Below are 23,852 nucleotides of genomic sequence, written 5' to 3'. Positions count from 1 at the left end.
CTATCGCGCGCTTAGAAGCAAAATCAAAAGCCGAAGCGAGAGCGAGAGCGAGAGCGAGAGCGAGAGCGAGAGCATCGGGATCTTGCCTTGATTGTAGCTCAATGCCCCGCCGATGCCGGGCCCGCCTTGGCGGTAAAGGGCGGCTTGGCGAACCACACCAGCAGAATCAACCCGGCAAACACCCAGCTCATCAAGGTGAAATAATCCACCGTCGACATCATGTAAGCCTGCCCGTTGAGTATCTGCTCCAACTGCGCATAACTCTGCGGGCTGGCCCCGCCCAACTGCTCAAGGGTATGCCGCGTCGTCGGGTCGAACTGGCTGATGTGCTCACTCAGGTAAGCATGGTGCTGGTCCGCCCGACGGATCCAGATCCAGGTGGTCAACGAAGCCGCAAAACTCCCGCCCAAGGTTCGCAGGAATGTTGCCAGCCCCGAACCGTCGGCAATCTGGTGCGGCGGCAGGTCAGACAGCAGGATGCTCAACGTCGGCATGAAGAACAACGCCACGCCAATCCCCATGAACAACTGCACCAAGGCCACGTGCTGGAAGTCCACCTCGCTGGTGAAACCGGCACGCATGTAGCAACTGGTGCCGATCGCCAGGAACGCCAACCCAGCCAGCACCCGCAAGTCGAACCGGTGCGCATATTTGCCCACGAACGGCGACATGATCACCGGCAGCAAACCGATCGGCGCCACCGCCAGGCCTGCCCAGGTCGCGGTATAGCCCATCTGCGTCTGCAACCACTGCGGCAGGATCAGGTTGATACCGAAGAACCCGGCATACCCCCCGACCAGCACAATGGTGCCAATGCGGAAGTTGCGGTGCACGAACAGGCGCAAGTTGACCACCGGGTGCCGGTCGGTCAGTTCCCAGATCACGAATACCGCCAGGAACACCACCGAAACCAGGCTGCCGACAATGATGAACGACGATTCGAACCAGTCCAGATCGTTGCCCTTGTCCAGCACTACCTGCAAGGCACCGACGCCGATAATCAGGGTCAGCAGGCCAATGTAATCCATCGGCTGGCGGCTGGTGACCACCGGGCGCGTGCGCATCTGCTGGCGCACCACGGCAGCAGCGAACAGCCCGATGGGCACATTGATGAAGAAGATCCATGGCCAGCTGTAGCTATCGGTAATCCAGCCCCCAAGAATCGGCCCGGCAATCGGCGCCACCACCGTGACCATCGCCAGCAGCGCCAGTGCCATCCCCCGTTTTGCCGGGGGATAGACAGCAATCAGCAGGGTCTGGGTCATCGGATAAAGCGGCCCGGCGACCACGCCCTGCAAGACACGAAAGCCCACCAGCTCGGGCATCGACTGGGCAATACCGCACAGGAACGAAGCCAGCACGAACAGCAGCGTGGCCCAGATGAACAGTTTCACTTCACCAAAGCGCCGGCTCAGCCAGCCGGTCAGCGGCAAGGCAATAGCGTTGCTCACCGCGAACGAGGTGATGACCCAGGTGCCTTGCTCGTAGCTCACCCCCAGGTTGCCGGAAATGGTCGGCAGGGCCACGTTGGCGATGGTGGTGTCCAGCACCTGCATGAACGTCGCGAGCGACAGGCCGATGGTGGTCAGCAGCAGACTCGGCGGCGTGAACTGGGCAGCGGCGTTGTTGCTCATCGTTGCGCCGTCTTGCCGGTTGCGCTGTTCTCGTGAATCAGCCGGGCGATCAGGTTGTCGGCTTCGATCAGCTGGTGGTCATACACCTGGGTGGTGTAGCTGGCCTTCTGCGGTGGCTGCTGGGCCAAGGTCGGGCCGCTCTGGTCATGCAGGTCGACTTCAACCACGGTGGACAGGCCGATACGTAGCGGGTGGTCCTTGAGCTGGTCGGGGCTGAGGTGGATGCGCACGGGTACTCGCTGAACAATCTTGATCCAGTTGCCGGTGGCGTTCTGCGCCGGCAGCAAGGCAAAGGCGCTGCCGGTGCCCGCGCCAAGGCTGTCGACCGTGCCGCTGTACTTGACCTCACTGCCGTACACATCAGCGGTGATTTCCACCGGCTGGCCGATGCGCATCTCTCGCAGCTGGGTTTCCTTGAAGTTGGCATCGATCCACACCTGATCCAGCGGGATGACCGCCATGGTCGCGGTGCCCGGTTGCAGGCGCTGGCCCAACTGGACGGTACGCTTGGCGACGTAGCCGGTGACCGGCGCGACCAACGTGGTGCGGGCGTGGTCGAGGTAGGCCTGGCGCAGGTCGGCAGCAGCAGCCATGACGTCGGGGTGCGACGACACTACGGTGTCGTCGACCAGCGCGCTGCTGGTGCTGAGCTGTTGGCGCGCGCTGTTGACGGCGGCCTGGGCAACGCTCAGGTCGTCGCGGGCATGGGACAGTTCTTCTGCGGCAATCGCACCGCTGTCAGCCAGCACCTTGCGTCGGTTGAAGTCCTGCTGCGCCTTGCGCAGTTCGGCTTGGCGCGTTTCCAGTTGAGCCTTCAGCGAATCGACGTTGCTGTACAGCCCACGGACCTGCCGCACGCTGCGTGCCAGCTTGGCTTCGGCGGACTGCAAGGCCACTTCGCTGTCGGCCGGGTCGAATTGCAGCAATACCTGGCCGGCATGGACCAGGTCGCCGTCATCGGCCCCGATGCTGGTAACGGTGCCAGCGACCAGCGGGGTGATTTCCACCACGTTGCCGTTGACGTAGGCATCGTCGGTGCTTTCGTGCCAACGCCCGACAATGCTGTACCAGGCCCAGGTGCCGACCCCGGCAAGGATCAGCAGCAACAGCAGGCCAAGCAGCCAAGCCTTGCGCTTGCGCGACGGCTCAGGCGCGACGGAGGGAGTCGGGGTGTCTGTGGGAGTGGCCATGACAATACCTTGGATAATTCGTTACGGGGTTCAACGGTCGCCGAAGCGGCGGATCGTCAACGGGTCGCCAGCACTGAGCAGCACCTTGGCCAGCAGGCCTTCCAGGGTCTTGAGCTCCTCTGGTGCCAGCACGCCGCACAACTCGTTCATGGCGGCGGCGCCGATTTCCGGCAGGCGATTGGCCAGGCGCTGGCCGTCGGCGGTGAGTGCCAGGCGCACCTGGCGACGGTCGTCGGCGCAGCGGTTGCGCACGATCAGCTCCTTCTGCTCGAGGCGGTCGAGCATGCGGGTCATCGAACCGCTGTCCAGGCCCAGGTAACGGCACAGTTCGGCCGGGGTATCCACCTGGTACTGGGTGACGATTATCAGCACTTTGAACTGCGCGGCGGTGACGCCCTCTGACTCCAGGTGCCAGTCAAGAATGCGGTCTTTGAGGATCGCTGCGCGGCCAAGCAACATGCCGATGGCGCAGGTCTGAAAGTTTTCGGGGGAGAAATGGGCCATCGTTGACTGCTCAGTTAAGTGTGTAGAAATATTACTGCTTAGGCAGTTAATGTCAAAGCCTTCATTAGGTAGCTATGAAATATTCGTGTTTTCTGCCGGTCACACCGCCCCCGCAGGCGCGCCCTGCGGCCCATCGCGACACACAAGGCCGCCCCTGCCAGGGCCTGCGTAAGGGCGGTTAACGTGCTCGCAGGCCCAGCGCCTCCACCGCCCCGCAAGCAATCGCCATTCCCACCAGCTCTGCGAGGCTGCCCGCCTGCAACCGCTTCATCACCCGGCCTCGGTACAGGTCCACGGTCTTGACGCTGATGCCCAACTGCTCGGCAATCTCGCGGTTGCTCAACCCTTGGGCCAGCGGTACGAAGACGTCTCGCTCACGCGGCGTCAGGCCGTCGATGCGCGCCTGCACCAAGGCCAGTGCCTGATCGCCCCGTCGCGCCAGCCCGGCGTGCTCCAGCGCAGCCTGAACGCTATCGAGCAGCAGCTGGTCGTTGTAGGGTTTTTCGATGAAGTCGCAGGCGCCAGCCTTGAACGCCCGCACCACGATCGGGACATCGGCATGACCGCTGACGAAGATCACCGGCACCATCAGGCCACGCTCGCGCATCGCCTGCTGCACAGCCAGCCCGCCCAGCCCCGGCATGCGCACATCCAACAGCACACACGCGGGCCCATCATCGACGCAGGCGTCGAGAAACGCCTGCCCGCTGGCGAACGGCAAGGCTTGCAGGCCCACCGACTGCAGCAGCCAGACCGTAGAGTCGCGCATACCCTGGTCGTCATCGACCACATACACTTTTGCTTGCAACACTGCCTCCCCTTATTCCCTGCTGACCGCCAGCCGGCAGCACAGTACCAGACCGCCGTTGTCACCCGCCCGCGCCCACAGGCTGCCACCGAAGCCTTCGATCAGGCTGCGGCTCATGCTCAAGCCCAAGCCCAGGCCGTCGGCCTTGCTGGTGGTAAAGGGCGTGAAGATTTCATCCAGCCGCTCGGGTGCCACGCCCGGGCCCTGGTCAGCTACCTCGACCAGCACCCCATCGCCATCGCGCGCCGCGCAGAGCAGGATACGTGACGGCCGCTCCCCCTGCTGCTCGCGATTGGCATCGATGGCATTGCGCAGCAGGTTGAGCAGCACCTGCTCCAGCAGCACCCGGTCGGCATACACCAAGGGCAGCTGAGCGCTCATGCGAAGTTCCACCTGCACCTGGTCCCGCGCGGCTTCCCAGGCACACAGGCGCATGGCTTCGCCGGCCAGCTCGGCCACGTCCAGTGCCTGCAGGCGGCGCGGCCCCTTGCGCAGGAAGGCACGCAGACGGCGGATCACTTCGGCGGCATGGGTGGCCTGCTCGCTGATACGCTGCAGGCCCTGGCCTACCCGCTCGCGCGCCTGGGGATCACGTTCCAGGCCCTGCAGGTAACGCTGACTGGCGTTGGCATAGTTGACCACCGCGGCCAGTGGCTGATTGATCTCATGGGCGATGCCCGAGGCCAGCTCGCCCAGGGTAGCGAGGCGGGCACTGTGCGCCAGGCTTTCCTGCGCTTCGATGCGCAAGGTGATGTCGCGGGACACGCTGACCACCTCCACCACCGCGCCGGTATAGGTCTCGCGGATCGCCCGGCTGGCGATTTCGAACCAACGGTAGTCACCTGTTGCCTGGCGTACCCGGCAAGTCATCGTGTGGTAGCCGTCCTGGTCCAGTGCGGCTGAGGCCTGACGCAGTACCTGACGCCGCTCGCGCGGATGCAGCAGGGTATGTACAGGCATGCCACGCAGCTGCTCGGGCCACAGGCCGAGCAGGCGGTAGGCTGCCGGTGAGGCATCGAGAAAGCGGCCATCGGGGCTGTGCCGGGAAATCAGGTCGGTGGTGTTTTCGATGATCAGCCGATACAGGCGTCGGGCGCGGTTGGCTTCGCGTGCGCCATGGCGCTCTTCACTGGCATCGCGGCAGCGCCCCAGCACCTGCTGGCCCTGGTTGTCCGGCATGAACGTCCACAACACGATGCGTTCGCCGACCTGCACTTCGACATCGCTGATCGCCCGATGCTGACGCAGACAGGCACGCACCAGGGCGGCGCAATTGGCCGGCAGCCAGCGAGCCAGCTCGGGCCCTTCGGCGACCCAGGCCTGCAATGCCGGGTTGAGTGCCAGCGGGCTTGCATCACTGGCCAGCAACAGACTGGGTTGCGGGTCTTTGCCAAGCAAGGGGTAAGCAGTGTCATCCACGGTAGGCGGCCTGTTTTTATAGTAGTTTTACTATATTGCTATAGTCGATATTCCTAATACCATAGCGACTCGCGTAAAACTGCGACAGAGGGGGCGGCCCACCGTCCGCCCCCTGCACCCTGAACAGAGCTAACAATCAGCCATCGGGGGCCAGGTGCACAGGCTGCGTCTGCCTCCCTTACAGGATTACCGCATGTCGATCTATGTCCAGGGCCTGATGCCCGCTGCCGTCAACCATGTCGCCCTCACCCCGCTGAGCTTCATTGAACGCACCGCCGCCGTGTACGGCAACTACCCGGCCGTCATCCACGGCGCCATCCGCCGCAACTGGCAAGAAACCTACCAACGCTGTCGGCGCCTGGCCAGCGCCCTGGCCGGTCGTGGCATTGGCCGTGGCGACACCGTGGCAGTGATGCTGCCCAACACCCCGACCATGCTCGAGGCGCATTTCGGCGTACCCATGACCGGTGCCGTGCTCAATACCCTGAACGTGCGCCTGGATGCCGAGGCCATCGCCTTCATGCTGCAGCATGGCGAGGCCAAGGTACTGATCACCGACCGCGAGTTCCATGCAGTCATCGAAGGCGCTCTGGCACTGCTTGAACACCCGCCGCTGGTGGTTGATGTGGATGACCCGGAGTACGGCGAAGGCCGCGCGGTCAGCGAGCTGGACTATGAGGCCCTGCTCAACGAAGGCGACCCGGAATTTGCCTGGGAATGGCCCGATGACGAGTGGCAAGCCATTTCGCTGAACTACACCTCCGGCACCACCGGCAACCCCAAGGGCGTTGTCTACCACCACCGCGGTGCATACCTGAACGCACTGGGCAACCAGATGACCTGGGCCATGGGCCACCGCCCGGTGTACCTGTGGACGTTGCCGATGTTCCACTGCAACGGCTGGTGCTACCCCTGGACCATCACCGCCCTGGCCGGCACCCATGTGTTCCTGCGCCGGGTCGACCCGCAGAAGATCCTGACCCTGATCCGCGAGCACAAAGTCAGCCACCTGTGCGGTGCGCCGATCGTGCTCAACGCGCTGGTCAACATGCCCGAGGCGGCCAAGGCAGCCATCGAGCACCCGGTGCAGGCCATGGTCGCCGGCGCCGCACCACCGGCCAAGGTCATCGGTGCCGTGGAAGAAATGGGCATCAAGGTCACCCACACCTACGGCCTGACCGAGGTCTACGGCCCGGTGACCGTGTGTGCCTGGCATGACGAATGGGACGCGCTTTCGCTGGAAGAGCGTGCACGCATCAAGTCTCGCCAAGGCGTGCGCTACCCGACCCTCGATGGCCTGATGGTCGCCGACCCGCAAACCCTTCAGCCAGTACCCCGCGACGGCAATACCCTGGGTGAAATCTTCATGCGCGGCAACACGGTGATGAAGGGTTACCTGAAAAACCCTGAAGCCACCGCCGAAGCCTTCCGTGGCGGCTGGTTCCACACCGGCGACCTGGCCGTGTGGCATGCCGACGGCTATATCGAGATCAAGGACCGGCTCAAGGACATCATCATTTCCGGTGGCGAGAACATCTCCACCATCGAGGTCGAAGACGCCCTGTACAAGCACCCGGCAGTGCTGGAAGCCGCCGTGGTGGCACGCCCGGATGAAAAATGGGGCGAAACCCCGTGCGCCTTCGTTGCCTTAAAGCCAGGCCGGGAGGACACCCGTGAAGCCGACATCACCAGTTGGTGCCGCGAGCACCTGGCCGGGTTCAAGGTGCCGAAGACCGTGGTGTTCGGCGAGCTGCCCAAGACCTCGACCGGCAAGATCCAGAAGTACGTGCTGCGCGACCGGGCCAAAGCCCTCTGATGCCATAGCCGCTCCCCTTCAGGCGCAGCACACGGCTGCGCCTGAAGGTTCAGCGCACGCCCAACCCTCCCTCACTATTGCAAGAGCTGCCGATGACCACCTATTCCGCCCCCCTGCGCGACATGCGCTTCGTCCTGCATGACGTGTTCAACGCTTCAGGCCTGTGGGCCCGACTGCCCGCCCTGGCCGAACGCATCGATGCCGACACTGCCGACGCCATTCTCGAGGAAGCATCCAAAGTCACCGGCCAGCTGATCGCCCCGCTCAGCCGCAACGGTGACGAGCAAGGTGTGTGCTTCGACGCAGGCCAAGTCACCACCCCCGAGGGCTTTCGCGAGGCCTGGAACACCTACCGCGAAGGCGGCTGGGTCGGCTTGGGCGGCAACCCGGAATACGGCGGCATGGGCATGCCAAAGATGCTCGGCGTGCTGTTCGAAGAGATGCTCTACGCGGCTGACTGCAGCTTCAGCCTGTATTCGGCATTGAGCGCAGGCAGCTGCCTGGCGATCGATGCCCACGCCAGCGAAGCGCTCAAGGCCACTTACCTGCCACCGCTGTACGAAGGCCGCTGGGCCGGCACCATGTGCCTGACCGAACCCCATGCCGGCACTGACCTGGGGCTGATCCGCACCCGCGCCGAGCCTCAGGCCGATGGCAGCGTGCGCATCAGTGGCAGCAAGATCTTCATTACCGGCGGCGAGCAGGACCTGACCGAGAACATCGTCCACCTGGTGCTGGCCAAGCTGCCGGATGCGCCCGCCGGTGCCAAAGGCATATCGCTGTTTCTGGTCCCCAAATTCCTGGTCGAGGCCGATGGCCGCCTGGGCGCGCGCAATGCTGTGCATTGTGGCTCGATCGAGCACAAGATGGGCATCAAGGCCTCGGCGACCTGCGTCATGAACTTTGACGGTGCCATCGGTTACCTGGTGGGCGAGCCGAACAAGGGCCTGGCAGCGATGTTCACCATGATGAACTACGAGCGCCTGTCCATCGGCATACAGGGCATCGGTTGTGCCGAAGCCTCCTACCAGAGCGCCGCCCGCTATGCCAACGAGCGCCTGCAGAGCCGCGCAGCGACTGGCCCGCAGGCACACGACAAGGTGGCCGACCCGATCATCCACCATGGTGATGTCCGGCGCATGCTGCTGACCATGCGCACCCTCACCGAAGCAGGTCGGGCGTTCGCCGTCTACGTTGGCCAGCAACTGGACATGGCACGCTATGCCGAGGACGCTGGCGAGCGCGAGCATGCCCAGCGCCTGGTGGCACTGCTGACACCGGTGGCCAAGGCATTCTTCACCGATAACGGCCTGGAAAGCTGCGTGCTTGGCCAGCAGGTGTATGGCGGTCATGGCTACATCCGCGAATGGGGCCAGGAGCAACGGGTGCGAGACGTGCGCATTGCACAGATCTATGAGGGCACCAACGGCATCCAGGCCCTTGATCTGCTGGGGCGCAAGGTGCTGGCCGACGGTGGCCAGGCGTTGGCCAGCTTTGCCAGCGAAGTGCGCGCCTTCAGTGTGGATGCGCCCTTGCACCGCGAGGCCCTGCAGGCGAGCCTGGCGCGGCTGGAGGCCACCAGCAGCTGGCTGCGGGCGCAGGCCGGCGAGGATGCCAACCTGGTCAGCGCGGTAGCCGTTGAGTACCTGCAGCTGTTCGGGCTCACGGCCTATGCATACATGTGGGCGCGGATGGCGGCGGTGGCGCTGGCCAAACGTGATGAGGACGAGGCGTTTCATGGCGCGAAGCTTGCCTGTGCGGCGTTCTATTTCCAGCGGGTCTTGCCGCGGGGGTTGGGGCTGGAGGCGAGCATTCGGGCCGGTAGTGGCAGCCTTTATGGGCTAGAGGCCGCACAGTTCTGACCGGTGGGTCGCCGACGCGCTTGTTGCAAGGGCAGCCGTGTGCTGCGAAGAGGCCGGTACCTGCAAACACTGACCTCTTCGCAGCACCAGGCTGCCCCGGAAGCCATTGCAGGCATCGTCTTTTGCCCGCGAAGGGTTCTCAAACACTGAAAAACCGTGGCTAATCCGACGAAAAACCGGCACAACTGATAGTCATTCGCCATTACATTGGTTCTCGGGAGCCCTCCCGCAAGGGTAGAATGCGCAAAACCCGGAGCCGCAATGAACCACGACCGCCTCAATCCCAACCCAGACGATGCCATCACCGACGCCGCAGCGCATTGGTGCATGCGCCTTCACGCCGAAGATTGCACGCAGGCCGAGCGTGAAGCATTCGCTGACTGGTTGGCGGCCGACCCGCGGCATGCCGAAGAATATCAGGCGATGCTGGAAATCTGGCAAACAGCCGACCTGCTGCCGCGCAGCGCCACCGTCATCGACTTCAACCCACCCACCAGACACGCCGCCCGCCCTCGCAACTGGCGGCCGCTGGCGTCTGCTGCGGCCATCGCCCTGGCAGTGCTGCCGCTGGCCGGCTGGATGGGGTGGGAACAGGGCTGGTTGCCCAACCACTATCAGCATTTCGAAGCCGGTGACCGCATGCAGACCGTGGAGCTCAGCGACGGCAGCACGGTACAGCTCAACCTCCACACCGAACTCACCTTCCTCAACTACAAGGACCAACGCCAGGTCACGCTCAAGCGCGGCGAGGCGTTCTTCAAGGTGCGACACGACAGCAGCCACCCGTTCATCGTGCGTGCCGGCAGTGGCCAGACCCGGGTCACCGGCACCCAGTTCAACGTGTGGAAGTACCAGGACCAGGTGAAGGTCACCCTGGTGGAAGGTTCAGTGCTGGTGTCCAGTGAGGGCAGTGCCGGTGGCTACCGCCTTGGCCCTGGCATGCAGGCCAGCTACCACAAGGGCGACTTCGAGCCGCAGCTGGAGCAAAGCGACGACTATGGCAACAGCCTGGCATGGCGCAGCGGCAAGCTGGTGCTCGACAACCTGAGCCTGGAACAGGCGCTGCCGGTGATCAACCGCTACCTAGACGCCCCGCTGCTACTGGCCGATGCCAGCACCGGCCGCATTCGCATCAGCGGCATCTACAACACCGCTGAAGTGGGGCGCCTGGTCAACAACCTGCCCAAAGTCCTGCCGGTCTACCTGACCCGCAGCAAGGACGGCAGCACCGTGCTCAATCGCATCTCGCCGCCGCCCGACAAGGGCTGACGCCCTCCCCGCCTTACAAGGTCATCGCTGCCAACCAGCCGAACGCCATCAACGGCAGGTTGTAATGGATGAAAGTGGGCACCACGGTGTCCCAGATGTGGTGGTGCTGGCCATCCACGTTCAGGCCCGAGGTTGGGCCCAGGGTCGAGTCCGAGGCCGGCGAACCTGCATCGCCCAACGCACCGGCAGTACCGATGATGCACACCGTAGCCAACGGGTCGAAGCCCAGTTGCACGCACAGTGGCACGAAGATCGCGGCCAGGATCGGCACGGTGGAGAACGACGAGCCGATCCCCATGGTCACCAAAAGGCCTACCAGCAGCATCAGCAAGGCACCGACGCCCTTGCTGTGGTCGATCCACTGCGCCGAGGTTTCCACCAGGCTCTTCACCTCACCGGTGGCCTTCATCACCTCGGCAAAGCCGGACGCGGTAATCATGATGAAGCCGATCATGGCCATCATCTTCATGCCTTCGGTGAACAGGTCGTCGGTCTCTTTCCACTTGACGATGCCCGACAGCGAGAAGATCAGGAAACCGACCATGGCACCGATGATCATCGAGTCCAGCAACAGCTGGACGATGAAGGCTGCAGCGATGGCCAGCACGGCCACCAGCAAGGTCAACGGGTTGTACTGCACGCTCACCTGCTCCACCTGCTGGATGCGCGCCAGGTCATAGTCACGTTTCTTGCGGTAGCTGATGAACACCGCCACCAGAAGGCCGACGAGCATGCCGGCAGCCGGGATGGCCATGGCATGGGTGACGTTGACGCCGCTCACATCGACACCCGCGCGGGCAACATTGGCCAGCAGGATCTCGTTGAGGAAGATGTTGCCGAAGCCCACCGGCAGGAACATGTACGGGGTGATCAGGCCAAAGGTGATCACACAGGCGATCAGCCGGCGGTCGATACGCAGGCGCGTCAGCACGTACAAAAGAGGGGGTACCAGCAGCGGGATGAAGGCAATGTGGATGGGCAGGATGTTCTGGGACGACACGGCCACCGCCAGCATCAGGCCGATCATCAGCCATTTGACCTTGCCGCCCTTGGCGTCGCCCCGCCGGTCGATCATGCCCAGGGCGCGGTCGGCCAGCGCATGGGCCAGGCCAGACTTGGCAATCGCCACGGCAAAAGCACCCAGCAGTGCATAGGACAAAGCCACCGTGGCACCACCACCGAGGCCACCGTTGAAGGCCTTGAGCGTGCCTTCGATGCCCAGGCCGCCCACCAGCCCACCGGCCAGGGCGCCGATGATCAGGGCGATGACCACGTGCACGCGGGACAGGCTGAGTATCAGCATGATGCCGACCGCGGCGATCACTGCATTCATGGTTGGCTTACCTCATTACGACAGAAAAAAGCGCGAACTCTGAAGCAGTAGGCGGCAGATGTCAAAAGCGCCTTGATGCGGGGCGTTAGTGGCGGTCAAATTTAAATTGAATGTTTGAATAAAGAAAAAACGGCAGGGGCCGATATTGAGGGAGGCAGCGAGGTGCCTGGCCGCAGCGCTTTGGCACCTCCCGGCCCCACCGCAGATAAAGCCATAACCCTTAATGCCAAAAAAGGGATCCGCCCCCATGCCTTTGCGACAACTTTCCATCCAGTGGAAGATCACCCTGCTCGCCGGTCTCTGTCTGGCCGCTATCGTCACCTTGCTCGTCGGCCTGTCGCTGTACCGCATGGATCACAGTTCGGACCTGGTCAAGGCTAGCAGCATGCAGATGCTGACCGAGGCGGCGCAGTCGCGCATCGAGTCACAAGGTGAAGTGCAAGCGTTGAACATTCGCCGCCAGTTCATGGATGCCTACCAGTACGGCGCCGGCTTCGCCCGCCAAGTGCTGTTCCTGCGCGAGCAGGCCGAAAAGCGCTTTCTCGATGCCTTCGACCTGCGCGAGGACATGACCCGCCAGGTGCGCGCCGCACTGCAAGCCAACCCCGACCTGCTCGGCCTGTCACTGGTGTTCGAGCCCAATGCCCTGGACAACAAGGACAGCCTGTTTGCCGGCAAGGCAGAATTGGGCAGCAACGAAACCGGGCGCTTTGCCCTGTACTGGTCGCAGCCACGCGCTGGCCAGCTGACCTCGATGGCCCTGCCCGAACATGACATGGCCAACACCGAGATCGGCCCCAGCGGCCAGCCGGCCAACACCTGGTGGGTATGCCCACGCACCTCCGGCAAGGTGTGTGTGGTGGAGCCCTACTTCTACGACATCGACGGCCAGCAGGTACTGATGACCAGCATCGTGTTCCCGCTGGCGGTCAACGGCAAGATCATTGCCACCCTGTCCATCGACATCAACCTCAATAGCCTGCAGGCACTGAGCCAGGAGGCCAGCCGCAGCCTCTACGAAGGCCGCACCACGGTCGGCATTCTCACCCCGGTCGGCCTGTTGGCCGGCTACAGCGCCGATGCCAGCAAGCTGGCCCAGCGCTTCGACCAGGTAGACCCGACCAAAGGCGCCGAGCTGGTGCGCAAGCTGGCCGATGGCAAGCTGACCACCCTCCACGACCGGCAGCGCTTGAAGGTGCTGGCGGCATTCCGGCCAATCCCGGACGCCCAGCCCTGGGGCGTGCTGCTGGATGTGCCGGAAAACGCCCTGACCGGGCCGGCCGAAACCCTGAAGCAGGAACTTGACGCGCTCAATACCAGCGGCACCTTGCTGGAACTGAGCCTGGGCCTGGCCGCCGCCATTGCCGGGCTGCTGCTGGTATGGCTGATGGCCCGCGGCGTTACCCGGCCGATCCTCAGCGTGGCCGCCATGCTCAAGGACATTGCCAGCGGCGAAGGCGACCTGACCCGTCGCCTGACCTACCAGAAGCAGGACGAACTGGGCGAACTGGCCGGCTGGTTCAACCGCTTCCTCGACAAGTTGCAGCCAACCATCGCCGAGGTCAAACGCTCGGTGCAGGCCGCCCGAGGCACGGCCGACCAGTCCTCGGCGATTGCCACTGAAACCAGCGCCGGCATGGAGCAGCAGTACCGCCAGGTCGACCAGGTGGCCACCGCCTCGCATGAAATGAGCGCCACCGCCCAGGACGTTGCCCGCAGCGCCGCCCAGGCTGCGCAGGCGGCGCGCGATGCCGACCAGGCCACCCGCGAAGGCTTGGCGGTAATCGACCGCACCACCAGCAGCATCGGTGCCCTGGCCGCCAACATGAGCGACACCATGGCCGAAATAGAAGGCCTGGCGCAGAACAGCGAGAAGATCGGCTCGGTACTGGAAGTGATCCGCTCGATCGCCGAACAGACCAACCTGCTGGCGCTCAACGCTGCCATCGAAGCTGCCCGCGCCGGTGAGGCCGGCCGTGGCTTTGCCGTGGTCGCCGATGAGGTGCGCAACCTGGCCCAGCGCACTCAGGAGTCGGTGGAAGAAACCCGTCAGGTCATCGAAGCCCTGCAGAACGGCACCCGCGAAGTGGTCGGCGCCATGGACCACAGCCACCGCCAGGCCCAAGGTGGCGTGGAGCAGGTCGGCCAAGCCGTCACGGCATTGCAGCGCATTGGCCAGGCGGTGACGGTGATCACCGACATGAACCTGCAGATCGCCTCTGCCGCCGAGGAGCAAAGCGCGGTAGCCGAGGAAATCAACAGCAACGTGGCGACCATTCGTGATGTCACTGAATCCCTGTCTGGCCAGGCCAACGAGTCGGCGCGGGTCAGCCAGTCGCTGAACAGCCTGGCCAACCAGCAGCAAGCGCTGATGGACCAGTTCCGCGTCTGAAGCGAACGGGGCCACTCCAGTGGCCCTGAAACTGACAAAACCTCGTCGTCTACACTTGCCCCACTGCCAAGGCGTGGCGAACGACGAGGTTTACATGAAGAGCATTTCAACGCTGCTGGCCGGGCTGCTGTTGACGGTGGGTTTGGCCAGCACCGACAGCGCCGCATCGGCAGAGCAACCTGCGCCTATCCATTTTGGTGCCATCGGCTGGGAAAGCGGCGCCCTCACCACCGAGATTCTGCGCCTGATCGTGGAGCGCGGCTACGGCTATCGCACCGACACCCTGCCTGGCAGCACGGTCAGCATGGAGGTGGCCCTGGCGCGCAATGACCTGCAAGTGATCGCCGAGGAATGGGCCGGGCGCAGCCCTGCCTGGGTCAAGGCCGAACAGGCCGGCCAGGTGTTCGCACTGGGCGATACGGTCAAAAATGCAGAAGAAGGTTGGTGGGTACCGGCCTATGTGATCGAAGGCGATGCCGCACGCAACCTGAAGCCCGTGGCGCCTGAGCTGCACAGTGTCGAGGACCTCAAGCGTTACCCGCAGGTATTTTCCGACCCCGAATCGCCCGGTAAAGGGCGTTTTCTCAACAGCCCAAGCGGCTGGACGTCTGAAACCGTCAACAGCCAAAAGCTCAAGGCCTATGGCCTGGATGGCCTCTACAACAACTTCCGCAGTGGCTCCGGCGCCGCGATGGACGCCGAGATCGGTTCGGCAATCCGGCGCGGCAAACCCGTGCTGTTCTACTACTGGAACCCGACCCCGCTGATGGGGCGCTACAAGCTCATCCGGCTGGAAGAACCCCCGTTCGATGCCCAGGCCTGGGCCACCCTCACCGACCCCGCCAACCCCAACCCGAAAGGCAGCCGCTCGCTGCCGGCAAAGTTGTCGATTGGCGTGTCCAAAGCCTTTCGCGAAAACTACCCAGACCTGGTCAGCGTGTTCGAACAGGTAGACCTGCCCATCGATCGCCTGAACAAGGCCCTGGCCGTCATGAGCGAAAAACGCACGCCCCCGCGCGAAGCCGCCCTCACCTTCCTGCGCGATAACCGCGAGGTGTGGAAAGCCTGGCTGCCGGCGGACATCGCCACCAAGGTCGAGGCCAGCCTGTGAGCAGCGGTTTCCCGCAGACCCTGCAGTTTTCCTTTGCCGACAGCATCAACCGCCTGGTCGACTGGTTGGTATTGAACTACGGCGACCACCTGCGCAGTTTGTCTGACCAGTTGCTGCAACTGCTGGTCGGCCTGGAGAACCTGTTGCGCCTCTTGCCTTGGTGGCTGTTGTTGTTGCTGGTGGGTCTGCTGGCCTGGCACGCCAGCCGCAGCCTGCTGCGCAGCGCCGTGCTGGTCGCGCTGCTGGCCCTGATCGGTATGCTCGGGCTCTGGGACAAGCTGCTGCAGACCCTGGCCCTGGTGCTGGTCAGTACCGGCCTGTGCGTACTGGTGGGTGTACCACTGGGCATTCTGCTGGCCGCCCGGCCACTGGCCAGACGGCTGCTGTTGCCGGTCCTCGATGTGATGCAGACGCTACCTGCGTTCGTTTACCTGATCCCGGTGCTGATGCTGTTTGGCCTGGGCAAGGTGCCTGCCGTGTTCGCCACGCTGATCTACGCCCTGCCGCCGCTGGTGCGGTTGACCGAACTGGGCCTGAGCCAGATCGACCCCTCGTTGCTGCAGGCCGCACACGGCCTTGGCGCAAGCCGCTGGCAGCGGTTGCGGCGCATCGCCCTGCCCCTGGCGCTGCCGAGTATCATGGCCGGGCTTAACCAGTCGGTCATGATGGCCTTGTCGATGGTGGTCGTGGCGTCGATGATCGGCGCCCGTGGGTTGGGTGAGGATGTGCTGGCGGGGATCCAGACCTTGAATGTTGGCCAAGGGATGGAGGCCGGGCTGGCAATTGTCGCCCTGGCCATGGTGATCGACCGGATCAGCCAGGCCTATGGGCGTAGCAGTCGCTGAGCCGTATCGGCAAGGCCTGGAAGCAGCCTTGTGCTGCGAGAGGGCCGGGCCTGACAATACGCCTCTGTCAGCTGAGAACCGGACCTCAACCGCATGTCCCTGAAAGCCCTGCGCACCTTGGTGACCATCGCCCGCCACGGCACCTTTGCCCGCGCCGCCGACCTGCTCAGCCTCACCCCCTCGGCGGTCAGCCTGCACATCAAAACCCTCGAAGACGAACTGAAGGTGACCTTGTTCGACCGTAGCCGCAGGCAGGTGGTGCTGACCGAAGCCGGGCAGTTGGCGGTGGCCCGCGCCGAAAGCCTTCTGGCTGCCTATGACGAACTGGCCGATGCCCTGGCCAGCGGCCCAAGCCTGCGCGGCCGCTTGCGCCTGGGGGCGATCCACACGGTGCTGGCGCGGCGTTTGCCCAAGGCGCTGGTGTGGATAAAGGCCCATCACCCGCAGCTACACATCAGCGTGGCCTCGGGCATGTCGGCGGAGCTGGCGCGGCGCGTGGAAGACGGCGAGCTCGATGCAGCGATCACCACCGAACCGGTCAGCCCTTACCCGCAGAACCTGGACTTTACACCGCTGTTCGAGGACCGTTTCTGGGCCATCGCCAGCCCTGAGCTGGCCGGGTATAGCGTGCCGCAGTTGCTGGCCAGCCAGCCATTCCTGCGCTTCGACAAGCGTGCCTGGGCCGGCCGGCAGATCGAGCAGGAACTACGCCGCCAGCAGGTGCAGGTGAGCGAACTGATGGAACTGGACAGCCAGGAAGCCCTGGCGCGCATGGCGGTGATGGGCCTGGGCGTGGCGGTCATCCCCATGGCGGATGACGACCTGCAACGCTTGCCACCCGCCACCTGCCTGCCGTTTGGCGAGCCGCAACTGACCCGGCGGGTGGTGTTGCTGGAGCATGAAAAAAGCCAGCGGCGGCATTTGAGTGCGGTGTTGAAGACCGCCCTGGAAGCCTGAAGCCAGGCTGGTCCAAGGCGCGATATGCCCCCACCAACATGCATTTTTCCTCAACGGTCACTGAAGAAAACAACGTTTTTACAGATCGATCCGCCCCCGTAGTCTGTGCACGTACCCGCCCACGGAATGCTGACCATGCTGCACTTGCTGCTGACCACCCTGCTCCCCATCATCCTGCTGATTGCCCTGGGTACCTTCCTGCGCCTTCGCGGTTTTCTTGCCGAAAGCTTCTGGCCTGGTGCCGAGCGCCTGAGCTACTACGTCCTGCTGCCGTCGCTGTTCCTCCATGGCCTGGCCACCGCCAACCTCGATGGCATACCGGTGCTGGGCATGGCCGGCGCACTGATGCTCTCGACCCTGGCCGGTGCCGTGTTGCTGGTGCTGTATCAGGGCGCGGCGAACCATGATGGAGCCGATTTCACTTCGGTGTTTCAGGGCGGTATCCGCTTCAACAACTACATCGGTGCCACCCTGGCTGCGGGGATTTACGGCAGCGCCGGGATTGCCCTGGCGGCGGTGGCCAACGCAGCCATCGTGCCCTTGGTCAACCTGCTCTGCGTGCTGGTGTTTGCCCGCTTCAGCGCCCGTCACAGTTCGCCAGCCACAGTGCTTCGGGCGATCTTCGCCAACCCGTTGATCATCGGCTGCGCAGGGGGGCTGATACTACGGGCCACGGGACTGGGCTTGCCGGCCGGTATCGACGCCACGGTCAAGGCCTTGGGCCAGGCCGCGCTGCCGCTGGGCCTGCTGTGTGTCGGCGCTGCCCTGGGCGGCGCCAGCCTCGGCCAGCAAGTACGGCCGCTGATGGCAGCATCGGCGTTCAAGTTCCTGGTCATGCCACTGACCACCTGGGGCGTTTGCCGGCTGTTCGGCCTGAGTGGCCAGGCAGCGGTGGTGGCGGTGTTGTTCCAGGCGCTGCCAACCGCTTCGTCGTCTTATGTCATGGCCCGGCAAATGGGCGGCAATGCGCCACTGATGGCTACCCTCATCGCCCTGCAGACCGTGGCTGCGGCCGCCACCCTGCCTTTGGTATTAATGCTTACGCTTGGCTAGACTGAAATTCTGCCCACCGCCTGGTAATGTGCCCATGCGCCGTCACTTGATGCTGATCGGCTTGACCTCGGCCCTGCTCGCAGGCCCCCTGTATGCCGCTGACCCGGCCAAAGCCGCCGTTGCCGAGGACAAGGCCGAAGTGCTTGAAGAAAAGGTCGCTGAAGATGCGCCGCCCCCCAGGAAGGCAGAGAAACTGACCCCAGGCGAAACGCAGGCAGTGGACCCGGCTGGCCAGGCGCCGCTGGATGACAGCATCACCTGCCTGGCACGTACCATCTACTGGGAAGCCAAGGGCGCCGACGCCAAAGACATGACCGCGGTGGCCAGTGTGGTGCTCAACCGCCTGGGCCACGATGGCTTTCCCGACACTATCTGCGCGGTAGTCAAACAGGGGGTGGAGACCAAGTCCTGTCAGTTCTCATGGTGGTGTGACGGGCGCCCGGACCAGGTCGAGGAACCGCAACGCTACGACATTGCCAAAGAGATCGCACGCAAGGCGCTGAACCAGCAGTTGATAGACCCCACCGGCGGCGCATTGTACTTTCACGACCGCACGGTGCGCCCCGACTGGGCGAAGGCTTATCGCAAGACCGCGCAGACCACCCACTTCCTGTTCTACAAGCCGAACCAGGCGTTGGCCCATTGACGCGCAAACGGCTGACAACGCTGGCCCGATGCGAATGATTGGCAACTGACCGCACTTTTCCACCGGCCAGGGGTCTACTCCCTCTTTTGCCGCCAGTAACGATTGCCGGCGTTTTCATTGCCTTGCACGACCTCGGGCCAAAAGCCCCGGGCTTGTGTAGGATGAGCAGCGCATACCACGACGCTGCCAGTCATAGGGAGATCCACATGCGCGTCCTGACATCCGTTGTCGCCTTGTCACTGGGCCTGGTCGTTTCGACCGGGGCGCTGGCAGCCACCGGCGAAGAGGCGCAGTTGATCGATTCGATCAATGTCTACCGCAGCAAGGCCCAGCCCTGCGGTGGCGAGGCGTCGTTGGAACTGCCGCCGCTCAACAGCGACACACGCCTTGCGCTGTCGCCAGAGGGCACCCGCGACCTGCAACAGGCCATGACCCGCGCCGCCTACCCCATGGTCAGCGTCCAGGCCATCAGCCTGTCGGGGCCACGCGACGCACGCGCCGCCATGCATGCCATCGAGGAAAGCTTCTGCCAGGTGGTGCTCGACCCGCAATTCGTCGATATTGGCGTCAGCCAGGAGGGCCGCGACTGGCGCATCGTGCTGGCACGGCCGCTGCTCAGCGGCCGCCTGGGCGACTGGCAGGCCGAGGGACAGAAGGTGCTGCAGGAGGTCAACGCCGCGCGCAAGGTGCCACGACAATGCGGCGGCCAGCCGTTTGCCGCCGCCCCGCCACTGAGCTGGAGCACAGTGCTGGCCGGGGTCGCCGCCAACCACACTCGGGCCATGGCCAACCAGAACTTCTTCGATCACATCGACAAAGATGGCCGCACACCCGGTGACCGGGCGGAACTGGCCGGGTACCTGTACCAGCAGATCGGCGAAAATATCACCGCCGGGCGTGACACCGCGCAAAAGGTCGTCAACGGCTGGCTGGACAGCCCAGGGCACTGCGCCACGCTGATGAATCCGGACTTCCATGAACTGGGCGCTGCCTATGCGATAGACCCCAAGAGCGATGCAGGGATCTACTGGACAGGGTTGTTCGGGACGCCCCAGTAGATCACGTGAGCGGGTAATGACCTGCACGCAACTGCAGGGCCGTACACCCAAACCGACGCCGCACGCACTTGCCAAGGTAGCTGGCATCACCCAGGCCCACCTCATCGGCAATCTGCGCCAGGCTGTGGCTGGAGTTGAGCAAACGCCAGCGCGCCTGCTGCAAGCGCATCTCCAGCCACCAGGCCTTGGTGCTCATCCCGTGGCTGGCCTGGAACTGCCGGTCCAGTTGACGCCGGCTGATGCCCAGTTCTGCGGCCAGTTGCTCCACGGCCAACGGCGTGCCCAGGTGATGGCGCATCAGTGCTTGCGCCCGCTGCACCTGGCGCCCCTGACCAGCACCCAGCTCCAGCGAGCGCAAGGCGTGACGGCTGTCGCGGGTCTCGTCCACCAGCATGTCAGCCAGCCCTTTGAGCGCCCGGGTTCGCCCGCAAGCGCGTGACAGTAGTGCAACGGCCAGGTCTATGGCGGCAGTACCACCGGCGCACGTGATGCGGTTGCCATCGATGCAGTACAACTGCTCGCGCAACAGCTGCAACTGCGGAAACGCAGCACGAAACTCGGCTTCGTGACGCCAGTGCACCACCACCTTGTGCCCCTGCAGCAGGCCGCAGGCAGCCAGCAGGAAGGCGCCATTGTCGACCCCCACCAGCTTGACACCCGCCTTGGCGGCCTGCCTGAGCAAAGCCTGGTAACGTGGCGCCAGCGCCGCGGTGGCCATGGCACTGCGACCGCCGAACACCACCAGGTAGTCGAATAGGTCAAGGTCGAGCTGATCGGCAATGGCCTCGACCTGCAGCACCGCGCCACTGCTCGACGGTACCGGCTCGAGGCTGAGCCCCGCCACCGTCCAGCTGCAATAGCGTTGTTGGCTGTAGTCCTCGTCGTCGGCGCTGAAGCGCAATTTGTCGAGAAAGGCGCCAAACGGCAGCAAGGCAAAATCCGGTAACGGCAGGATCAGCAAGCGGATGTCGGGCGGCATGAAACCACGTCCAGAAAAGACCCTTTTATGACCAGATAATACTCTTTCAGCGTGAGGGTTGCGCCATAGACTGTCGCCCTCTCTCGAACAAGGCAGTTTTCAACATGGCACTGGACACCTGGCTCATCTACCTGCTGGCCAGCATCGGCCTGTCACTGACCCCGGGGCCCAACAGCTTGTTGGCGTTGACCCATGGCGCGCTCTATGGCGCGCGGCGAACGCTGTTCACCATCGTGGGCGGGGTCTTGGGTTTCAGCGCCCTCATAGCCTTGACCATGTTCGGCCTCAGCGCACTGCTGCAGACCTCGGCGGCAGTGCTGAGCGTCCTGAAGTGGGTGGGTGGGGCTTATTTGATCTGGCTGGGCATTCAACTGTGGCGCAGTCCAGGCCTGCAGCTGGAACTGACCGCGCACAGCGCGCGGCTGGGCAATGCCGGGCTGTTTCGCCAGGGCCTGCTTTCGGCCATGGCGAACCCCAAGGTGCTGCTGTTCTATGGTGCCTTCCTGCCGCAGTTCATCGACCCACAGCGAGGGCTGGTGCTGCAATTTGCGGTGATGGCCGCGACCTTTGCCAGCGTCGAGTCTCTGGTCGAATACCTGCTGGCGCGCCTGGCGTTTCGCATTCGGCCATGGCTGGCCAAGGGTGGCAAAGGTTTCAATCGTTGCTGCGGGAGCCTGTTTGCCTTGATTGGCCTGGCGCTGCCGCTTGGCCGATAGCGGGCCCGCGAACACGGGCGAAGCCCGTGCCCTGCAACGCGTAACGGTTCAACCCCGGCGTGCTTTGAGTAGAAACACAACCAGCGCCACACCCGGCAACCCCGCCCCCACCAGTGCCACGCCATGCCAGCCAAACTGGCTGAACAGCGCACTGGCCACCGCCGACCCCAGCGCCCCGCCGAGGAAGATGCTGGTCATGTACACCGCATTCAGCCGCCCGCGGCTGGCCGGGTCCAGTGCGTACACTTCACGCTGGCCGATGACCATGTTCATCTGCACCGCAAAGTCCAGCAACACGCCGGTAAGGCCCAGGCCGATCACGCTGTAACCCGGCACTGTCAGCCCCAGCAACAAGGCCGCCGGCGCCAGCAACAGCGCCAGCAGCGAGCCGGCCCGGGCATGCCCGGCATCGGCCAGGCGGCCGGCCATGGGCGCAGCAACGGCACCCACCGCGCCGACAAGGGCGAACACGGCGATCTGGCTTTGTGACAGGCCATGCTCCCCGGCAAGCGCCATCGGCACCGCCGTCCAGTAAAGGCTGAACGCTGCAAACATCAATGCCTGGTACAACGAACGCTGGCGCAACAGCGGATAACGACGCAGCAGTGTGAGCAGCGACAGCATCAGCCCGGCATAGCTGGCTTTGTGCTCGGGCCGCCGCTGCGGCAAGGTCAATGACAGCAACAGGATGATCGCCAGCATTACCCCGGCGGCGCCAATGAACACCGCACGCCAGCCGAAGTGGTCGGCCACCAGGCTCGACAGCGGTCGCGCCAGCAGGATGCCCAGCAGCAAGCCGCCCATGATGTTACCGACCACACGTCCACGCTGCTGCTCCAGCGCCAGGTGCGCCGCCAGCGGGATGAGCATCTGCACCGACACCGAACTGAAGCCGATCAGCAGTGCGTAACCCAGGAACAGCTGACCCTGGCCACTGCTGCTGGTGCCCGCCAGCAGCAGGCTGACGCAGGCCAGGACCGCGGTGGCCACCATCAGGCGGCGGTTTTCCAGCAGGTCGGCCAGCGGTACCAGCAATAACAGGCCCAGGGCATAGCCCAACTGAGTGAGGGAAACGATCAGGCTGGCATGCTCGGTGGACAGCCCCAGGTCCGGGGCGATCAGCCCGACGATGGGCTGGGCGTAGTAGATGTTGGCGACGATCGCGCCGCAGCAGAACGCCAGCAGCACTACCAGAGCCCGGCTCAGGCTGGCGGCTGCCGGTTGCGCTGTCGCAAGGGAGGGGTTCATGCGAAGTTCCTCGACAAGGGTTGGGTATATGCCGGCCACCTTACCCATGGACGTCAGCGCCGAGAATCCGGCGGTGGCGCAATGCGGCTTTGCGCACTGCGCAACACTAGTGACCGTGTATGAGCAAATCTTCGCAAAAGTCGATGAATGCGTTTACCCGCCGTGAGCCCCGGTGGTTGGGCATATACAGGGCGTTGATGCTGCTATTGGCTGCGCCAGGACTGGCCTGCCAGTCGGGGAATACCCGCTGCAGGCGCCCTGCCAACACATCCTCGCGTACCAGCCAGTCGGCCAGCAGTGCGATACCACTGCCTGCCAGCGCCGTTTCACGCAACATGTCGGCATTGGCGCTGCGCAATGGCCCACTTACGTCCAGTTCCAGGCTGTCCTGGCCACAGGTCAGGCGCCAGGGGCGCGCTTTCTGCCCATAGCGAAAGCGCAGGCAGGCATGGTCAAGCAACTCCCGGGGATGCTGCAGTGGCTCACGCCCGGCCAGGTAAGCCGGGCTGGCCACCAGCCAACGCTGAAAACGGCCGAGCCGGCGGCACACCAATTCGTCATTGGGCGAGGGGTCACCCAGGCGAATCGACAGGTCATAGCGCCCGTCAAGCAAGTCGTCCAGGCGGTCACTTAGGTCGATGTCCAGTTCCAGCGCCGGGTGCTGCGCCAGGAATGGCCCCAGGTGCGGGGCGATGACCCGCCGGCCGAACTCCACTGGCAGGCTCAGGCGCAGTACACCCACAGGCTCCTCGCCGCGATCGGCGATGCTGGCATCCGCCTCGTCCAGTGCTTCAAAAATGCCCCGTGCGCGCTGGTAGTAACGGGCGCCGGCCTCGGTCAGGCTGACCTGGCGCGTCGAGCGGTTGAGCAAGGTGGCGCCCAGCGACGCTTCCAGCGCATCGACCAGACGTGTCACCGACGATGTCGCCAGCCCTAGCCTGCGCGCGGCAGCAGAAAAGCCTTGGGCATCGACAGTGGCCACGAACATTTTCATCGCCAGCAGCTTGTCCAT

20 protein-coding genes and 1 pseudogene are annotated in these 23,852 nt (G+C 64.2%); 12 read left to right on the top strand and 9 right to left on the bottom strand.

Annotated elements, in window-relative coordinates; genetic code table 11:
- Positions 1-98 precede the first annotated feature (98 nt).
- The 5 genes from ACI7M0_RS11095 to ACI7M0_RS11075 all read right to left on the bottom strand — a co-directional run bounded on the left by ACI7M0_RS11095 (position 99) and on the right by ACI7M0_RS11075 (position 5,555).
- A complete protein-coding gene (locus ACI7M0_RS11095; protein WP_019751849.1) occupies positions 99-1,634 on the bottom strand; it encodes a DHA2 family efflux MFS transporter permease subunit in 1,536 nt (511 codons plus the stop codon).
- Complete coding sequence (locus tag ACI7M0_RS11090) at positions 1,631-2,824, bottom strand: HlyD family secretion protein (protein ID WP_104887753.1); 1,194 nt, start codon at positions 2,822-2,824, stop codon at positions 1,631-1,633. Before ACI7M0_RS11090 ends, ACI7M0_RS11095 begins: the two co-directional genes overlap by 4 nt.
- A gap of 30 nt (positions 2,825-2,854) precedes the next feature.
- On the bottom strand, positions 2,855-3,328 hold the full coding sequence (locus ACI7M0_RS11085; protein ID WP_010954405.1) for a MarR family winged helix-turn-helix transcriptional regulator: 474 nt from the start codon (positions 3,326-3,328) through the stop codon (positions 2,855-2,857).
- A 178-nt stretch (positions 3,329-3,506) separates the two neighbouring features.
- Positions 3,507-4,139: a response regulator transcription factor gene (locus ACI7M0_RS11080; RefSeq protein WP_129933683.1), complete on the bottom strand. Its 633-nt coding sequence runs from the start codon at positions 4,137-4,139 to the stop codon at positions 3,507-3,509.
- Positions 4,140-4,148: 9 nt separating this feature from the next.
- A complete protein-coding gene (locus ACI7M0_RS11075; protein ID WP_064492543.1) occupies positions 4,149-5,555 on the bottom strand; it encodes a sensor histidine kinase in 1,407 nt (468 codons plus the stop codon).
- 193 nt (positions 5,556-5,748) lie between these two features.
- Between ACI7M0_RS11075 and ACI7M0_RS11070 the strand changes: the two genes are divergently transcribed.
- The 3 genes from ACI7M0_RS11070 (at position 5,749) to ACI7M0_RS11060 (ending at position 10,502) form a co-directional block, all read left to right on the top strand.
- Positions 5,749-7,371: an acyl-CoA synthetase gene (locus ACI7M0_RS11070; RefSeq protein WP_129933684.1), complete on the top strand. Its 1,623-nt coding sequence runs from the start codon at positions 5,749-5,751 to the stop codon at positions 7,369-7,371.
- Positions 7,372-7,463: 92 nt separating this feature from the next.
- Entirely contained in the window at positions 7,464-9,233 is a 1,770-nt protein-coding gene (locus tag ACI7M0_RS11065) for an acyl-CoA dehydrogenase C-terminal domain-containing protein (protein ID WP_129933685.1), read from the top strand.
- 261 nt (positions 9,234-9,494) lie between these two features.
- On the top strand, positions 9,495-10,502 hold the full coding sequence (locus tag ACI7M0_RS11060) for a FecR family protein (RefSeq protein WP_129933686.1): 1,008 nt from the start codon (positions 9,495-9,497) through the stop codon (positions 10,500-10,502).
- A gap of 13 nt (positions 10,503-10,515) precedes the next feature.
- On the opposite strand, the gene ACI7M0_RS11055 is transcribed toward ACI7M0_RS11060, so the two are convergent.
- Complete coding sequence (locus ACI7M0_RS11055; protein WP_129933687.1) at positions 10,516-11,835, bottom strand: Na+/H+ antiporter family protein; 1,320 nt, start codon at positions 11,833-11,835, stop codon at positions 10,516-10,518.
- A gap of 223 nt (positions 11,836-12,058) precedes the next feature.
- On the opposite strand from ACI7M0_RS11055, the pseudogene ACI7M0_RS11050 reads away from it, so the two are divergent.
- The 8 genes and pseudogenes from ACI7M0_RS11050 to ACI7M0_RS11015 all read left to right on the top strand — a co-directional run.
- Positions 12,059-13,321 (top strand): annotated as a pseudogene (locus ACI7M0_RS11050) (chemotaxis protein); the annotation flags it as partial.
- Between the two features lie 150 nt (positions 13,322-13,471).
- A complete protein-coding gene (locus tag ACI7M0_RS11045; RefSeq protein ID WP_241792063.1) occupies positions 13,472-14,227 on the top strand; it encodes a methyl-accepting chemotaxis protein in 756 nt (251 codons plus the stop codon).
- 94 nt (positions 14,228-14,321) lie between these two features.
- Positions 14,322-15,338, top strand: a complete 1,017-nt coding sequence (locus ACI7M0_RS11040) for an ABC transporter substrate-binding protein (protein WP_104961494.1) — start codon at positions 14,322-14,324, stop codon at positions 15,336-15,338.
- A complete protein-coding gene (locus ACI7M0_RS11035; protein WP_049587118.1) occupies positions 15,335-16,183 on the top strand; it encodes a proline/glycine betaine ABC transporter permease in 849 nt (282 codons plus the stop codon). The genes ACI7M0_RS11040 and ACI7M0_RS11035 overlap by 4 nt, the downstream gene beginning before the upstream one ends.
- Before the next feature lie 93 nt (positions 16,184-16,276).
- Complete coding sequence (locus ACI7M0_RS11030; RefSeq protein WP_003247790.1) at positions 16,277-17,140, top strand: LysR family transcriptional regulator; 864 nt, start codon at positions 16,277-16,279, stop codon at positions 17,138-17,140.
- Between the two features lie 135 nt (positions 17,141-17,275).
- Positions 17,276-18,193 (top strand): AEC family transporter, encoded by a 918-nt coding sequence (locus ACI7M0_RS11025; protein ID WP_129933689.1) that lies wholly within the window; start codon positions 17,276-17,278, stop codon positions 18,191-18,193.
- Positions 18,194-18,227: 34 nt separating this feature from the next.
- The gene (locus ACI7M0_RS11020; protein WP_129933690.1) at positions 18,228-18,839 is read left to right on the top strand and encodes a cell wall hydrolase; all 612 of its coding nucleotides are present in this window, start codon (positions 18,228-18,230) and stop codon (positions 18,837-18,839) included.
- 206 nt (positions 18,840-19,045) lie between these two features.
- Positions 19,046-19,897 (top strand): CAP domain-containing protein, encoded by an 852-nt coding sequence (locus ACI7M0_RS11015; protein ID WP_129933691.1) that lies wholly within the window; start codon positions 19,046-19,048, stop codon positions 19,895-19,897.
- Between the two features lies 1 nt (position 19,898).
- Here the strand turns inward: ACI7M0_RS11015 and ACI7M0_RS11010 are convergent, their stop codons facing one another.
- The gene (locus ACI7M0_RS11010) at positions 19,899-20,876 is read right to left on the bottom strand and encodes a GlxA family transcriptional regulator (protein WP_104961491.1); all 978 of its coding nucleotides are present in this window, start codon (positions 20,874-20,876) and stop codon (positions 19,899-19,901) included.
- A 104-nt stretch (positions 20,877-20,980) separates the two neighbouring features.
- Here ACI7M0_RS11010 and ACI7M0_RS11005 point away from each other — a divergent pair, with 104 nt between their 5' ends.
- On the top strand, positions 20,981-21,592 hold the full coding sequence (locus ACI7M0_RS11005) for a LysE family translocator (RefSeq protein ID WP_129933692.1): 612 nt from the start codon (positions 20,981-20,983) through the stop codon (positions 21,590-21,592).
- A gap of 48 nt (positions 21,593-21,640) precedes the next feature.
- On the opposite strand, the gene ACI7M0_RS11000 is transcribed toward ACI7M0_RS11005, so the two are convergent.
- Both ACI7M0_RS11000 and ACI7M0_RS10995 read right to left on the bottom strand, forming a co-directional pair.
- Positions 21,641-22,840: an MFS transporter gene (locus ACI7M0_RS11000; RefSeq protein WP_129971887.1), complete on the bottom strand. Its 1,200-nt coding sequence runs from the start codon at positions 22,838-22,840 to the stop codon at positions 21,641-21,643.
- 106 nt (positions 22,841-22,946) lie between these two features.
- Entirely contained in the window at positions 22,947-23,852 is a 906-nt protein-coding gene (locus tag ACI7M0_RS10995; protein ID WP_104962872.1) for a LysR family transcriptional regulator, read from the bottom strand.

The sequence above is a fragment of the Pseudomonas sp. 10(2024) genome (assembly GCF_045164175.1).
Classification (GTDB): Bacteria; Pseudomonadota; Gammaproteobacteria; order Pseudomonadales; family Pseudomonadaceae; genus Aquipseudomonas; species Aquipseudomonas alloputida.
The sequence above is the reverse complement of the archived record's forward strand: the minus strand, read 5'-3'. Positions and strand labels throughout refer to the sequence as shown.